The 13,994-nt window shown below is 73.2% G+C and carries 15 protein-coding genes and 1 pseudogene; 10 read left to right on the forward strand and 6 right to left on the reverse strand.

What is annotated here, in order from left to right; all coding sequences use genetic code 11:
* Nucleotides 1–25: 25 nt before the first annotated feature.
* The gene (locus Pflav_RS10425) at nt 26–355 is read right to left on the reverse strand and encodes a hypothetical protein (RefSeq protein ID WP_173035751.1); all 330 of its coding nucleotides are present in this window, start codon (nt 353–355) and stop codon (nt 26–28) included.
* A 418-nt stretch (nt 356–773) separates the two neighbouring features.
* Here Pflav_RS10425 and Pflav_RS10430 point away from each other — a divergent pair, with 418 nt between their 5' ends.
* Together Pflav_RS10430 and Pflav_RS10435 are read left to right on the forward strand one after the other, a co-directional pair.
* Nucleotides 774–2,246: a flavin monoamine oxidase family protein gene (locus tag Pflav_RS10430; RefSeq protein ID WP_173035753.1), complete on the forward strand. Its 1,473-nt coding sequence runs from the start codon at nt 774–776 to the stop codon at nt 2,244–2,246.
* A 146-nt stretch (nt 2,247–2,392) separates the two neighbouring features.
* Nucleotides 2,393–3,283 (forward strand): NAD(+)/NADH kinase, encoded by an 891-nt coding sequence (locus Pflav_RS10435; RefSeq protein WP_197938301.1) that lies wholly within the window; start codon nt 2,393–2,395, stop codon nt 3,281–3,283.
* Here Pflav_RS10435 and Pflav_RS10440 read toward each other — a convergent pair.
* A complete protein-coding gene (locus tag Pflav_RS10440; RefSeq protein WP_232071223.1) occupies nt 3,215–3,829 on the reverse strand; it encodes a TetR/AcrR family transcriptional regulator in 615 nt (204 codons plus the stop codon). The genes Pflav_RS10435 and Pflav_RS10440 overlap by 69 nt on opposite strands.
* A gap of 76 nt (nt 3,830–3,905) precedes the next feature.
* On the opposite strand from Pflav_RS10440, the gene Pflav_RS10445 reads away from it, so the two are divergent.
* The 6 genes and pseudogenes from Pflav_RS10445 to Pflav_RS10470 form a co-directional block, all read left to right on the forward strand.
* Nucleotides 3,906–4,532, forward strand: a complete 627-nt coding sequence (locus Pflav_RS10445) for an LUD domain-containing protein (RefSeq protein WP_173035755.1) — start codon at nt 3,906–3,908, stop codon at nt 4,530–4,532.
* Nucleotides 4,533–4,603: 71 nt separating this feature from the next.
* Nucleotides 4,604–5,236 (forward strand): response regulator transcription factor, encoded by a 633-nt coding sequence (locus Pflav_RS10450; protein WP_173035757.1) that lies wholly within the window; start codon nt 4,604–4,606, stop codon nt 5,234–5,236.
* A gap of 170 nt (nt 5,237–5,406) precedes the next feature.
* Nucleotides 5,407–8,307 carry an AfsR/SARP family transcriptional regulator gene (locus Pflav_RS47310; protein ID WP_173035759.1) on the forward strand — a complete coding sequence of 967 codons (2,901 nt, stop codon included), beginning with the start codon at nt 5,407–5,409 and terminating at the stop codon, nt 8,305–8,307.
* 121 nt (nt 8,308–8,428) lie between these two features.
* On the forward strand, nt 8,429–8,866 hold the full coding sequence (locus Pflav_RS10460; protein ID WP_173035760.1) for an Imm1 family immunity protein: 438 nt from the start codon (nt 8,429–8,431) through the stop codon (nt 8,864–8,866).
* 134 nt (nt 8,867–9,000) lie between these two features.
* The gene (locus Pflav_RS10465; protein WP_173035762.1) at nt 9,001–9,195 is read left to right on the forward strand and encodes a hypothetical protein; all 195 of its coding nucleotides are present in this window, start codon (nt 9,001–9,003) and stop codon (nt 9,193–9,195) included.
* Nucleotides 9,196–9,270: 75 nt separating this feature from the next.
* A pseudogene (locus tag Pflav_RS10470) lies at nt 9,271–9,981 on the forward strand (aquaporin); the annotation flags it as partial.
* 33 nt (nt 9,982–10,014) lie between these two features.
* Here the strand turns inward: Pflav_RS10470 and Pflav_RS10475 are convergent.
* Nucleotides 10,015–10,662 carry a cation efflux transmembrane domain-containing protein gene (locus Pflav_RS10475; RefSeq protein WP_173035766.1) on the reverse strand — a complete coding sequence of 216 codons (648 nt, stop codon included), beginning with the start codon at nt 10,660–10,662 and terminating at the stop codon, nt 10,015–10,017.
* Nucleotides 10,659–11,003, reverse strand: a complete 345-nt coding sequence (locus tag Pflav_RS10480) for an ArsR/SmtB family transcription factor (protein ID WP_377310754.1) — start codon at nt 11,001–11,003, stop codon at nt 10,659–10,661. The genes Pflav_RS10475 and Pflav_RS10480 overlap by 4 nt, the downstream gene beginning before the upstream one ends.
* 81 nt (nt 11,004–11,084) lie before the next feature.
* Here Pflav_RS10480 and Pflav_RS10485 point away from each other — a divergent pair, with 81 nt between their 5' ends.
* Together Pflav_RS10485 and Pflav_RS10490 are read left to right on the forward strand one after the other, a co-directional pair.
* Nucleotides 11,085–11,768 (forward strand): arsenate reductase/protein-tyrosine-phosphatase family protein, encoded by a 684-nt coding sequence (locus Pflav_RS10485; RefSeq protein WP_173035770.1) that lies wholly within the window; start codon nt 11,085–11,087, stop codon nt 11,766–11,768.
* Between the two features lie 11 nt (nt 11,769–11,779).
* A complete protein-coding gene (locus tag Pflav_RS10490) occupies nt 11,780–12,208 on the forward strand; it encodes an arsenate reductase ArsC (protein WP_173035771.1) in 429 nt (142 codons plus the stop codon).
* 2 nt (nt 12,209–12,210) lie between these two features.
* Here Pflav_RS10490 and Pflav_RS10495 read toward each other — a convergent pair whose 3' ends face one another.
* Nucleotides 12,211–13,458, reverse strand: coding sequence for an NAD(P)-binding domain-containing protein (locus Pflav_RS10495; protein WP_173035773.1), 1,248 nt, complete (start codon nt 13,456–13,458; stop codon nt 12,211–12,213).
* Nucleotides 13,459–13,474: 16 nt separating this feature from the next.
* Complete coding sequence (locus tag Pflav_RS10500) at nt 13,475–13,972, reverse strand: GNAT family N-acetyltransferase (RefSeq protein WP_173035775.1); 498 nt, start codon at nt 13,970–13,972, stop codon at nt 13,475–13,477.
* Nucleotides 13,973–13,994: the final 22 nt, after the last annotated feature.

Here is a 13,994-nt window from a genome sequence, read left to right on the forward strand (position 1 = left end):
CTCCTAGCAGTGGCGGTCTGATTTTCTACAGCGTCGCGAAGAAGCCGCCGAGGACGACGAGCGGGATGGTGACGAACAGGAAGATGCCGATGCCCGTCAGGACCCGACCATCATCGACGGTCTCGCGCTCCGGTGCGTGCCCGAACCAGGCGAACGTGTCCGCGCCGCCCATCTTGGTCAAACCGAGCCCGCCGGTCAGCGCGACCAGCGCCCCGGCGGCGACAAGACAGATCCCGAGCCGCGAGACGAACGTGCCGTCGCCGGCCGCGACCCAGATACCAGCGGCGACCGCGGCGACCACCGCCGCGATCACCACGAGCACGAGTGCTTCGAGGAGACCTTTCACCGCCGTCATGGACCCACGCTAGAAACCTTTGTCAAAGCACCGCTAATCGAGGATCGCGCCGTTGCGAGCGCTTGAGCTTCTCGGTCGCGGGCTTGGCGATGGCACCCAGCAGCTTGAACGCCGTAGAGAGTTCCACTCCGGACAACGTGCTCCGCCCCTCGCGCTCGACAAACTCCTCCCTGCCTTTGTACCAACCCGCGAGAGCGGCTAGCGGACGTCTATCCGGCGTCTATGCGTCCCGCTCACGCTGGGTCACGGTCGTCCGCCGGGGACGGCGAGGGGGAGGCATCGTCATGCGTACGAGGGGGACGGCGCGCACCGTGGGGGCGGTCGCGCCGAGGACGAATGGCAGCGCTGCCTACGGCTGGGGCAGGAGCTGGCGGCGACGGGACCGGACGGCGCGGAGCCGCGGCGCCGGTACCTGGAGGTGCTGCTTGGTGACGGGCCGCTACCGGCGGAACGGCCGCTGCGGGTGCTGGTGCTCGGCGCCGGGATGGCCGGGCTCTGCGCCGCGTACGCGCTGCGGCGGGCCGGCCACGAGGTCCACGTCCTGGAGGCGGACGCGGACCGTATCGGTGGCCGGCTCGCCGCGGCGCCGCGCACCCCGTTCCGGGACTCACCGCCGCACGGGGACGCGGGCGGAGTCTCCATCCCGGACACGCACACGCTGGCACTGTCCCTCGTGGACGGGTTCGGGCTGGGCCGCCGCCCGGTCACACCGGCCGCGGTTCCGGCCGGGTACACGGCGGTCGACCTGCTCGACGCGGTGCTGGAGGCGGTGCGCGAGTACCACACCGCGGACACGCCGGACGGTCGCGCGGTCGGGTGGGCGCGGCTGCTGCACGACATGGACCACCTGTCGCTCGGGCGGTTCCTGACCGAGTGGGCCGGCCTGGACACGGCGGCGGTCACCGCGATCGGGCGGCTGGAGCACGTCGGGTACCGGATGGCGATGTCCTTCGTGGACTTCTACCTGCACCACCTGCACACCGCCCCGCGCGCGGCGCGCTGGGAGATCGAGGGTGGGAGCTGGCGGCTGCCGTACGCGTTCGGCCCGGTGCTGGACGACATGGTCACCCTGGACCGGCGGGTGACCCGGATCGAGTACTACGACCCGGCCCGGCCCACCGCGGCCTACCGCCACGTCGCGCCTGAGGGCCCGCGCGTGTGGGTGGAGACGCTGTCGAGCCGCGGGCAGCGCCGGGGGTACACGGCCGACGCCGCGATCGTCACGCTGCCCTTCGCGGCGCTGCGCCAGGTACGGATCGAGCCGTCGCCGCCGGCCGCCAAGCGCCGCGCGGTCATGGCGCTGCGGTACGAGCCGGTGACCACCGTCCAGCTGGAGTTCGACCGGCGGTGGTGGGAGTTCACCGAGGACGACTGGCGGCGTGAGTTGGAGGCGCTCGCCCCGGGCCTGTACGACCGTTACGGCCAGGCGCGGCCACGGCGGGCGGGTCCGGCGGGCGGCACGAACCGGCTGGCCTCGTTCCCCAGCGGCCCGGTGCCGGGCAGCGCCGGCGGCGTCGTGCTGGCCAGCCACGCGCGGGCCGGCGGCGCGGTGCGGTGGGACGCGATGAAGCCCGACGACCGGTACGCCCGGGCGCTGCGCGGGCTCCAGGAGGTGTACGGCAGCCGGATCGAGGCGTTCTACACCGGACGCGGCGCCACCGGCAGCTGGACGACCGGGGAGGCGGTGCTCGCCCCTGGCCAGCTGACCGCGCACCACCTCGCCGCGATCGCGCCGGCCGGCACACTGCACTTCGCCGGCGAGCACACCTCGCTCAAGCGGTCGTCCATCGAGGGCGCGATCGAGTCCGGCGTGCGGGCCGCCCTCGCCGTCGACGGCCAGCACCGGCTGGCGCCCACCCGTGAACCGGTCTGCGGCGGCGCGCCGCGCTGAACCGCTGCGTGCCCCGCGACCGCACGGCAGTATGGCGGCATGGGCAAGGCGGGGTACGCGATCGGCCTGGTGGTCCACCCGACCCGGCCGGTGCGCGGGTCGGTGGAGATCATCACCCGGTACGCGCGCCGGCACGGGGACGGGTGGTGGCGCGGGAGGCGGACGCGGCGCGGGTCGGACCCGGGGTGGAGACGGTCGCCGCGGACGGGTTCGTGGACGCGGTCGACGCGGTGGTCAGCCTCGGCGGTGACGGCACGATGCTGGGCGCGATGCGGCTGCTCGTCGGCCGGCGCATCCCGATCCTGGGGGTCAACCACGGCAACCTCGGCTTCCTCGTCGAGGTCCGGCCGGAGGGGCTGGAGGCGGCGCTGGACCGCATGGTGGCTGGCGAGTACTCGGTGGAGCCGCACAGCTGCCTCGACGCGGAGGCCGGCGGCCGGTCGTTCACCGCGTTCAACGACGTGGTCGTGACCGCCTCGGCGCAGCTCCGCGCCGCGGTGGTCGACCTGTTCGTGAACGGCGCCGCGCACGGCTACTACCGAGGCGACGCGGTCGTCGCCTGTACCCCGATCGGGTCGACCGCCTACAACTACGCCGCCGGCGGGCCGGTCATCTCGCCCTCCACGCCCTCGATCGCACTGACCCCGGTCGCGCCGATGTCGGGGATCAGCCGCTCGGTGATCTTCGGCGACGGCGACGGTGTGGAGCTGCGCAACCCGGGCGACGGCGAGGCGCTGCGCTTCATCGTGGACGGGGCGTCGGCCGAACCCTTCGAGCCGGGCGCCGCACTCCGCCTGCGGCTGCGGCCCGAGGCGGTCCACATCGTACGGTTCGACGCCGACATCCACCTACAGCGCAACCGGGTCAAGCTGAGCCTGCTCGACCTGCCGCTCCGCCCCGACCAGCTGATCGAGCTCGTACCGCCCCAGCTGCGCGAGCGGGCCGAGCAGCTGCGGCGGCAGGACGACTCAGGGCCGGCAGACCCGCCGGACCAGGTCGTGCCAGCTCTCCGACAGCAGAAGCTCGACCCGCTGTGACAGGGGTGCCTCGGCGGTCGGCTGCATGTAGAGCAGCAGCGGCCCGTCGAGCGCGCCGGTGAGCTGTACGGCGAGCAGGTCGAGATTGGTCGGGCCGAGGTCGATCTGACCCAGGAGCATCCTGATGTGCGTCTGTGACAGCGGGGTCTGCGCGCCGGCCGGGATCGGCTGCCGGCCGTCGAGCGCGGCGCGGGCGATCTCCTGGTGCTCCATGAGGAAGCGGATCCGGGCCTGACCGTAGGCGACCAGCCGGTCGAACGGCGGCGCGCCCGGACCCAGCGGCGGCGGACCGGCCAGCACCAGCTCCTGGAAGGCCCGCTCGCCGTCGTCCAGCAGCGCCGCGAAGATGCCGGCCCGGGTGCCGAACCGGCGGAACACCGTCCCCTTGCCCAGGCCGGACCGCTCGGCGAGCGCGTCCATGGTGATCCGCTCCGCGCCGACCTCGGCGAGCATCTCCCGGGCGGTCGCGATCAGGTGCTGCCGGTTGCGGGCCGCGTCGGCGCGCTCGGTCTGTGGCGCACCCCACGTTAGGTCGGTCCGTTTCACAGCCATCACCTTAGCGACGTCTCGCCGAAGCGGGGTAAAGTCCGTTTCCGGACCAACCACAGATGAGGAGACACCCATGAGCACCATCGACACCGCGGAACGCTTCAGCACGCTGCCGGACGAGGCGACGCTCACCGCGACCGTCGTCGCGCTGGAGGAGCACGGCTTCAGCGTGGAGGTCGTCGACGACCTCGACGCCGCCCGGCGGGCCACGCTGGCCCGGATCCCGCACGGCGCGACGGTGATGACCAACACCTCGGTGACGCTGAAGGAGACCGGCATCGAGGACGCGGTCAACGGCGACGGGCCGTACGAGTCGGCCCGCAACAAGATGCTCGCCCTGGACTACGAGACCGAGGGCCAGCGGATGAAGGAGATCGCCGGCCAGGCGGAGTACGCGCTGGGCAGCGCGCACGCGGTCACCCGGGACGGGACGCTCGTGATCGCCTCGGCGTCGGGCAGCCAGCTCGCCCCGTACGCCTGGGGCGCGGCGAACGTGATCCTCGTGGTCGGCGCGCAGAAGCTCGTCCCCACGCTGGAGGCGGCCCGCGAGCGGGTGTACCAGCACAGCCTCAAGCTGGAGGACGCCCGCGCGCAGGCGGTGTACGGGCAGCACAGCTACGTCGGGAAGGTCCTGGAGATCCACCAGGAGCTGCCCGGCCGCATCCACGTCGTCCTGATCCGCGAGGTCGTCGGCTTCTGACGGGACCGGACCCCGACTGGCGTCTATCGGCTGACGATCGGTTGTCGACGCGCCCGGTCCTTCATGGACGGGTGGAATCAGTCGGGGTCGCGGTGCTGGCCGGCGACCAGCTCACCCGGGACGGTCTCGTGGCCGGTCTCGCGTCCCATCCCGCCGTCGAGGTGTACCTCGGCGAGCGCCAGCGGTCGGCGCGGGTGCTGCTGGTCGTCGCGGACCAGGTCTCCGAGGAGGTGCTCGGCGGGATCGAGCGCTTCGGTCGGAGCGCCCGGCACCGCGACCTCGGCGTGGTCGTCGTCGCGAACGAGATCCGCGAGCACCATGTCATGCGCGCGGTCGAGCTCGGCCTGGCCGGCCTGCTGCACCGACGGGACGCCGGGTTCGAGCAGATCACCCGCGCCGTCGTGGCCGCGGCGTCCGGCCGGGCCGAGCTGCCCGCGGCGGTCACCCGGCGCCTGCTGGAGCAGTTGCGCACGGTACAGCGGGACGTGCTCGGCCCGCGCGGCCTGACCGTCAGCGGCTTCACCGAGCGGGAGCTGGAGGTGCTGCGGCTGCTCGCGGACGGCCTCGACACCGGTGAGGTCGCGCTGAAGCTGAACTACTCGCAACGCACCGTCAAGAACATCATCTACGGCGTGATGACCCGGTTCGGCCTGCGTAATCGCACGCACGCGGTGGCGTACGCGATCCGAAGCGGCGCCCTGTGACCGGGTAGGCGCCGCAGGGGAAGGGAGTGATGTCCTGCGGGGCAGACCGGGGCGCTGGGTGCACCGGCGGGGGGCGCCGGGGGTAGCATGGCGAGCCTCCGGGCGGAGGATGCAGGGGGAGTGTCGTATCCGTTACCGGAGCATTACGGCAGCTGCATTCGGGGGAATGCGTGGATGACCGTTTGTGGTTCACGCTGCTCGGGCCCGTGGGGTCCCGGCGCGGACCGACGGACCTGGACCTGGGCTCGCCACAGCAGCGGGCCGTGCTCGCCGCGTTGCTGCTCCAGGCGGGTGTGCCCGTCTCCGTCCAGCAGCTCATGGAGACGCTGTGGGACGACGACGCGCCCCGCTCGGCTGAGGCGACCATCCGGACATATGTGTACCGGCTGCGCCGCGTCCTCACGCCGGACGGCGCCCCGCACGTGATCCGGTCGGTCGGCGCGGGATACCTCGTCGACGTCCGGGCGGAGGACCTCGACCTGGCCACGTTCCGGCAGCTTGTCGGCGCGGCCGAGGTGGCCCGGCGGGAGTCCGACACCGCGGGGGCGGCCGAGCTGCTGCGCCGCGGCCTCGCGCTCTGGAACGGCGAGCCGCTGGCCGGCCTGCCCGGCCAGGCGATGGAGCGGTACCGGGCAAACCTCGCCAAGCTCCGGCTGAACGCGCTGGAAGCCCTGCTGGCCGCGGAGATCGACCTGGGGGCGTACGTCTCGGCCGGCGACCAGCTCGCCTCGCTCGTCGCCGAGCACCCGCTCGACGAGCGCTTCCGCCGCCTGCTGATGCTCGCGCTGTGGCGGTCCGGGCAGCAGGCCGAGGCGCTCGCCGTGTACCAGGACGCGCGCGACGTGCTCGCCGCAGAGCTCGGCGTCGACCCGGGGCCGCAGCTCCAGGCCCTGCACCTGCGGATCCTGCGGGCCGACTCGCCGGCACCGGTCCAGCCGGCCAAGCCGTCGCCGGTCCCGGCCCCACGGTCGGCGCCCGCGGCCGAGGTGGACCAGGTGGCGGCCACGCGGGCGGTCGCGCGCAACCGCATGAGCCTGGCGACGCCCGCCCAGCTCCCCGCCGACCTGCCCGACTTCACCGGCCGCGCGGCCGAGCTGGCCAGCCTCGACGCCCTCCTGCCCGCCGATGGCGCTCCGCCGCCGGCGATGCTGATCAGCGCGATCCACGGCATGGCCGGTACCGGCAAGACCGCGCTCGCCGTCCACTGGGGACACCGGATCGCCGACCGCTTCCCGGACGGCCAGATCTACGTCAACCTGCGCGGCTTCCACCCGTCCGGCGTCGTCATGAGCCCCCTCGAAGCGCTTCGCGCGGTCTTCGACGCGCTCGGCGTCGACTCGCGGCAGCTGCCGGACGGGCTCGACGCGCAGGCGGCGCTGTACCGCAGCCTGATGGCCGGCCGCCGGATGCTGCTGCTGCTCGACAACGCGCGCGACGCCGAGCAGGTGCGGCCGCTGCTGCCCGGTTCGCGCGGCTGTCTTGTGGTGGTGACGAGCCGGCACCAGATGCCGAGCCTGGTCGCCATCGAGCAGGCCCGGCCGATCAAGCTGTGTGTGCTGCCTGACGACGACGCCCGCGCGTACCTGCTGAGCCGGCTCGGCTCTCGGGTCGGCGCCGACGACGGCGCGGAGGTGGACAGCATCGTCCGGCTCTGCGGCGGGCTGCCGTTGGCGCTCAGCCTTGTCGCCGCGCGCGCCGTGCTCAACCCGCACGGCTCGGTCGCCACGCTCGCGGGCCAGCTCTCGGCCGACCACGGCACGCTCGACTCCTTCGCGGACACCGACCCGGCGATCGACCTGACGACCATCTTCTCGTGGTCGTACGAGCGGATCGGACCGTCCGCCGCGCGCCTGCTCCGGCTGCTCGCGCTGCACCCCGGCCCGGACGCCGCGCCGGCCACCCTGGCCAGCCTCGCCGGCGCGCGGGTCCGCGAGGTGCGCGCCGGCCTGGACGAGCTTCTGCACGCCAGCCTGGTCCGCGAGCCTTCGCCGGGGCGGTACCTGCTGCACGACCTCGTCCGCGCGTACGCCGCGGAGCGGGCCCAGGACACCGACCCGGGGCTGGAGCGGCGCGCCGCGCTGGGCCGGATGCTGGAGCACTACACGCGCTCGGCCCGGACCGCCGTACAGCTGCTCGACCCGCAGTGGGACCTCGACCCGGATCAGTCCACCGTGGACGGTGTGGTGACCGCCGAGATCGCCGACGCCGAGGCTGCGCGCACCTGGCTGACCGTCGAGCACCACTCCGCGGTGGCGGCCGTCGAGCTGGCCGCCGAGCACGAGCTGGACACCCAGCTGTGCCACCTCGCCGGCACCCTCTCCGACATCTTCCAGCGGCACGGCCACTGGCGCGACCAGGTGGCCATGCAGACCCTGGCGCTCGCCGCCGGCATGCGGGTGGGCGACCTCGGCGTACAGGCCGCGGCGCACCGCAGCCTCGGCAGCGCCTACGCCCGGCTCAACCAGCTCGACGCGTCGCAGGAGCACCTGCTCTGCGCGCTCGAGCTCTTCGAGGCCGTCGGCGACCGGGCCAACCAGGGGCGCAGCTACCGTGGCCTGGCCTTCCTGCACGGCCAGCAGGGCCGGTACGACCTGGCGCTCGGCGCCAGCCAGCGCGCGCTGGAGCTGTACCGGGCGGCCGGCGACCCGGCCGGCGTCGCCAGCGCGCTCAACGACACCGGCTGGTGCCACGCGATGCTCGGCGACTTCGGCGAGGCGCTGACCCACTGCCGGCAGGCGCTCGACGCGCTCAGCGAGCTTGGCATCGCGAACGCGGTGGCCAGCACCTGGGACAGCCTGGGTTTCATCCACGCCGGGCTGGGGGAGCGGCGCGAGGCGGTGGCGGCGTACACCCGGGCGGTGGAGATCTTCCACGAGATGGGCGACCGGTACAACGAGGCCGACGCCCTCGTACACCTCGGTGATTGTTATCGCGCCCTGGGTGACCTCGGCGCGGCGCGGGAGGCGTGGCGCCGCTCCCTCCAGCTGCTGGAGGTGCTCGGGCACGCGACCGCCCAGGAGGTCCGCGCCCGGCTGGACCAGGTGGCCCGCGAAGGCCTGGTGAGTCCTTAGGGCAGACGTATCGGTATCCGCGGGCCGGACCTTGTATCAGCTCGTTGTGACGCCGAGGGTGCTCGTCTTTACTGACTGTGCTCGACAAAATGTGAGCACTGTTCGGAAGGGCGTCCGACCGATGTCTGTGCAGTACCTGGCAACCTGGGCCGAAGGCCACCGTTACGACCTCGACTGCGCAGCGGACGTCGTTCCGCTCCTGGTGTCGATCCACGAGAGCCACGAGCCGGTGGTCGTCACGCTGGAGGCCCGGGTCGACGTGCACGGCCTGCGCGTCACCCGGGGACTCCACCTCGGGGTGGGTCACGAGAAGCGCGGGTTCGCCTTCCCGTACGGGCGGCCCAACACGGGGTACGCCGTACACCGCGGCGTCCGCCCGTGGCATCGCGACCTCGCGTTCAGCTTCGACGGCACGGCGACGCCGTTCCACCCTCCGGAGACCCGCATCACGCCGGAACAGGTGTGGGAGCTCGCCCTTTCGTACGTCGCCACCGGCGAACCGACCGAGCACGTCGGCTGGGGCTGCCTCCCGACCCGCCGCAAGCGCCCGGCCGGGTAGCCGTTTGTTCGTGAACTGCCTCACCCGCACTCCACCCATTGGCATCGGCGGGGTGCGGAGGGTAATCGTGAATGGTCAGCGTGCGCGCCCGACCCTCAGGGCGCTGCCCGCCCGACCCACGAGGAGGCTCTCCGATGACCGACATCCGCGCCGGTACCGAGAACGGCATCCGCCGCTGCGACCAGTGCGGCCGCCCGCTGCCGGCCCTGCACAAGAACGAGTACACGCCGGCCCGCGCCCGCTTGGTCGCCGACCTCGGCGTGTGCATGTGCACCCACGGCGATACCGACGGCGTCGAGGTACCCGACCGCGCACCCTCCCTGCTCTAGCCGCCGGGCTCCCGCTCTGGACAACCGTCGCCCGTACCCGTTAGATCACGTGGTGCTGAAACGGCGGAAGTCCTGATGAGCGGCTTGTCGCTCTGGCGGCGGGCCGCCGCCGAGCTGGTCGGCACGGGCCTGCTGGTCGCGGTCGTGGTCGGCTCCGGGATCATGGCGGCCCACCTGTCGCCCGACGACATCGGGTTACAACTGCTGGAAAACTCCACCGCGACGGCGTTCGGCCTGGCGGCGATCATCCTGGTCGTGGGTCCGGTCTCTGGTGCCCACCTCAACCCGGTCGTCTCACTCGCCGACTGGTGGCTCGGCCGCCGCTCCGGCACCGGCCTGCCCATCCGGGACGTCGCCGCGTACATCCCGGCGCAGGTCGCGGGTGCGATTGGCGGCGCGGTGCTGGCGAACCTGATGTTCGACCTGGCCGCGGTGGACCTATCGGCTACCGAACGCGACCGGCCGCACCTGTGGCTCGGCGAGGTTGTCGCCACCGCCGGCCTGGTCCTGCTGGTGTTCGCGCTGGCCCGCTCGGGGCGGTCGGCGGTGGCGCCGGCCGCGGTCGGCGGCTACATCGGTGCCGCCTACTGGTTCACCTCCTCGACAAGCTTCGCCAACCCAGCGGTCACCGTCGGTCGGGCCTTCACCGACACGTTCGCCGGGATCGCGCCGGCCTCGGTCCCCGGTTTCGTGATCGCGCAGCTCGCCGGCCTTGTCGTGGGCCTGGGCCTGCTGGCGCTGCTCTACCCGCGACCGGCGGTCGCGGCGGACGAGGTCGTGGTACCCCGGCTCTCCGACGCGGGATGACCGACCCAGCTTTCAGCCGTCGACTCCCGTCGGGGCGGCGCAGCAGTCGTCGCACTGCTCGCCGCGCCACGCCTCGACGCCCTCTCGTACCGCGACGGCCGCGATGACCAGCGCCGCCACCGGGTCGGCCCAGGACCAGCCCAGCGTGGCGTTGAGGAGCAGGCCGACCAGCACGATCGCGGACAGGTACGTGCACAGCATCGTCTGCATCGAGTCGGCGACGACGGTGGCCGAGCCCAGCTCGCGGCCGGTGCGCCGTTTTGCCCACACGAGTACCGGCATGACCACCACCGAGACGGCCGCGATGCCGATGCCGACCGGTGACGGCTCGGCCTCGCCACCGCCGAGCAGGGACCGCACGGCGTCCACCGAGATCCACGCGGCAAGCGCGAAGAACGACACCGCGATCAGCCGCAACGCCAGCCGCTCGCGCTCCTCGGGCACTCTGGTACGGAACTGCCAGATCACCACCAGGGCGCTGGACACCTCGATGAACGAGTCCAGCCCGAAGCCCAGCAGCGCGGTGGAGGACGCCGCCGCACCCGCCGCCACCGCGACCACACCTTCGACGAGGTTGTAGCCGGCCGTCGCGTACGCCAGGTGCAGGCTGCGGCGATTCAGGCGCAGCCGCCGGGCGGGGTCCAGCGCCGTAGTGCTCATCGGGACACCGCCGGGGTGTCCAGCCCGTACGTCGGGCACAGCGCGACCGCCGAACCCGTCGCCGCCAGCACACCCTCGGCGGCGGCGAGTAGATCCATCAGCTCGGGTCGGGTCAGCGCGTAGAACGACTGGCGGCCCTGCACCCGGTAGTCGACCAGGCCGCAGTCGCGGAGGCAGGCCAGATGCTTCGAGACCGTGGACTGGGCCAGACCCAGCTCTCCGGTCAGGTCCACCACCCGGGCCTCACCCACCGCCAGGCGGGTCAGGATCCGCAACCTTGTGTCGTCCGCGAGAGATCGGAACAGCGCCACCGCCGGCCCCATCCCGCACCCGTCATTCATCGCCACGCCGCGATGATAGCGGACCTCGGCGATTATAGGTGCACTTGACGGCAACGGATTAGGTCAGCGAATATTGACTCAATGAACGCTGACTCGCTGGCGATGCGGGCGCGGGTGCACGCCGCGCTCGGCGATCCGTCGCGGTTGGCGATCGTGGACACGTTGACGCTCGGCGACGCATCCCCGGGTGAGGTCGGTGAGGCGCTGGCCATGCCGACCAACCTCGTCGCCCACCACCTGAAGGTGCTGGTCGCGGCCGGCCTTGTGGTGCGTACCCGGTCGGAGGGCGACCGGCGCCGCACCTACCTGCGCCTGGTGCCGGAGACGGTGGCCGCGATCGCCACCCCACCGGTGCCCGCGCCGGAGCGCGTGGTGTTCGTGTGTACGCACAACTCGGCCCGTTCGCAGCTCGCCGCCGCCCTGTGGGAGCGGCGCAGCCGGATACCGGCCGCCTCGGCGGGCACCCAGCCGGCCCGACGGGTGCATCCGCGCGCCGTGCGTGTCGCCCGGTCTCACGGCCTTCGCCTGGACCCGTACGCGACGGCCCATGTGTCCGATGTGGTGCGTGCCGACGACTTGGTGATCGCGGTCTGCGACAGCGCGCACGAGCGCCTGCCCGCTCCGTCGCGGTCCCGGCTGCACTGGTCGGTGCCGGACCCGGCGGCGGCGGACACCGACGAGGCGTTCGAGTCCGCGTACACCGAGATCGAGTCGCGGGTCGACCGGCTGGCGCCGGTCCTGCGCGGCGACGTCCCCACGAGTTGAGGGAGCAGGCGATGACCGACCCGTCCAGCGGCTGCCGGCCGGTGGTGCTGTTCCTGTGCGTGCACAACGCAGGCCGTTCACAGATGGCCTTGGGCTTCTTCCGGCACCTGGCCGGCGACAACGCGATCGCCCGGTCCGGCGGCTCCGAGCCGGCGGACGAGGTCAACCCGGCCGCCGTGGCGGCGATGGCCGAGCGGGGCATCGACATCTCCGGCGAGCAGCCGCAGCGGTGGACCGACGAGGTCGTCCGGGCCGCTGACGTCGTAGTCACGATGGGCTGCGGGGACACCTGCCCGTTCTTCCCCGGCAAGCGGTACGAGGACTGGGTGCTGGATGACCCGGCCGGCCTGCCCGTCGAGCAGGTCCGGCCGGTGCGCGACGAGATCGAGCGCCGCGTCCGCCACCTGCTCGACGAGCTGCACGTCCCGGTCCGGGCATAGCGTCAGCAGGCGCAGCCGCCATCGGATTCCGGGCCGCTGCGGCAGACGCCGGTCTCCGGCAGGTCGAGGTGTACGCGGCGGGCGGCGCCCCAGTCGCCGGCCAGTGCGGCGACGACCGAGCGGGCCTGCTCGTACCCGGTGGCCAGCAGGAACGTCGGGGCGCGGCCGTAGCTCTTGGCCCCGACGGCGTAGAAACCCGGCTCGGGGTGGGCGAGCACGTCGACGCCGTGCGGTGGGACGGTACCGCAGGAGTGCTCGTTGGGATCGATGAGCGGGGCCAGGGCGCGGGTCGCGCCGAGCACCGGGTCGAGATCGAGGCGCAGCTCGCTGAGGAAGCCGTGGTCGGGCCGGAAGCCGGTGGCCGCGACGATCCGGTCGCAGCGGATGGTACGGGTGCCGTCCGAGACTTCGAGGCCGGGCGCGATCCCGTGTACGCCGAATCCCGTCACCAGCTCGATCGCGCCAGCCTCGACGTGCTCCCGCAGCCGGCTGCCGATCTTGCCCCGGGCCGGCAGCGCGTCGGCGGCCCCACCGCCGTACGTGCGGGCCGGCTCGCCCGTCCGGATCGCCCACACCACGGACGTGCCGGGCACCCGCGCGGCGAGGTCGGCCAGGGCGAGGAGGGTGTTGGCGGCGGAGTGGCCGGCGCCCACGACCAGCGTCCGGCGCCCGGCGAACCGGTCCCGGTCCGCGCCGAGCACGTCCGGCAGCGCCGCCTCGACAAAGCCGGCGGCGGCCGCCTCGCCGTGCGCGGGGACGCCCGAGGCCCCCAGGACGTTCGGCGTTTCCCAGGTACCGGAGGCGTCGACCACCGCGCGCGCCATGACGTCCTGCCCACCGGTCAGCCGGACCACGAACGGCGCCTCGGCCCGCCCGGCCGTGCGGAGCCGATCGAGCCCGAACCGGGTGACCGCGGCGACCCGTGCCCCGTACCGGACGTGGGGCTTGAGCGCGGGCAGGCCGGCGAGCGGTCGCAGGTAGTCGGCGGCCAGCTGGTCACCGGTGGGCAGCACCTCGGGGTCGGGCTCGACCCAGCCCGCCCCGCCGAGCAGGCGGCGGGCCGCATCGTCCACGTTGTACCGCCACGGGGAGAACAGCCGCACGTGCCCCCACCGCCGTACCGCCGCGGCCGGACCGTCCCCGGCTTCCAGGACGGTGAAGGGCAGGCCGCGCTCGTACAGGTGCGCGGCGGTGGCCAGGCCGACCGGGCCGGCGCCGATGACCACGACGGGCAGCGCGTGTACGTCCACAGTGGAACCCCTTGTCTCAGGTGATGTGCGGGCTGCGGCGCTCGAGGAGCACGACGTCGCGCCACCGCCCGCCGTGCATGGCGTGCCGGGCGATCCGCTCGCGGACGCCGACGACACGGAAGCCGGCCCGCTGGTGCATGGCCAGACTTGCGGCGTTCTCCGGGAAGATCCCGGACTGGATGGTCCAGATGCCGGCCGCCTCGGTGGAGGCGATCAGGGCATCGAGCAAGGCACGGCCGACACCTTGGCGCTGGGCGGCCGGGTCGACGTAGACGGAGTGCTCGACCACGCCCGCGTACACGTTTCGGCTGGAGACGGCGGAGACCGCGACCCAGCCGAGCACGGTGTCCCGGTCGTCGGCCGCGACGTACCGGTGGTCGGGCAGCCGCCCCGCGTCGAACGCGGCCCACGAGGGCGCCGCCGGCTCGAAGCTGGCGTGGCCGGAGTCGATGCCGGCCTGGTAGATGCGCAGCACCGCGGCGGCGTCCGCGTCGCACATGGGCCGGATCCTCATCCGCACCTTCCCGCCGGTGGTC

The sequence above is a fragment of the Phytohabitans flavus genome (genome assembly GCF_011764545.1).
Lineage (GTDB): Bacteria > Actinomycetota > Actinomycetes > Mycobacteriales > Micromonosporaceae > Phytohabitans > Phytohabitans flavus.

Excerpts from the sequence above, each read along its gene's own strand:
- Pflav_RS10485 (WP_173035770.1), top strand. The coding sequence starts at position 11,085 with ATGAACGCTGACTCGCTGGCGATGCGGGCGCGGGTGCACGCCGCGCTC.
- Pflav_RS10445 (WP_173035755.1), top strand. The coding sequence starts at position 3,906 with ATGAGCACCATCGACACCGCGGAACGCTTCAGCACGCTGCCGGACGAG.
- Pflav_RS10500 (WP_173035775.1), bottom strand. The coding sequence starts at position 13,972 with ATGAGGATCCGGCCCATGTGCGACGCGGACGCCGCCGCGGTGCTGCGC.
- Pflav_RS10425 (WP_173035751.1), bottom strand. The coding sequence starts at position 355 with ATGACGGCGGTGAAAGGTCTCCTCGAAGCACTCGTGCTCGTGGTGATC.
- Pflav_RS10475 (WP_173035766.1), bottom strand. The coding sequence starts at position 10,662 with ATGAGCACTACGGCGCTGGACCCCGCCCGGCGGCTGCGCCTGAATCGC.
- Pflav_RS10460 (WP_173035760.1), top strand. The coding sequence starts at position 8,429 with ATGTCTGTGCAGTACCTGGCAACCTGGGCCGAAGGCCACCGTTACGAC.
- Pflav_RS10480 (WP_377310754.1), bottom strand. The coding sequence starts at position 11,003 with ATGAATGACGGGTGCGGGATGGGGCCGGCGGTGGCGCTGTTCCGATCT.
- Pflav_RS10490 (WP_173035771.1), top strand. The coding sequence starts at position 11,780 with ATGACCGACCCGTCCAGCGGCTGCCGGCCGGTGGTGCTGTTCCTGTGC.
- Pflav_RS10465 (WP_173035762.1), top strand. The coding sequence starts at position 9,001 with ATGACCGACATCCGCGCCGGTACCGAGAACGGCATCCGCCGCTGCGAC.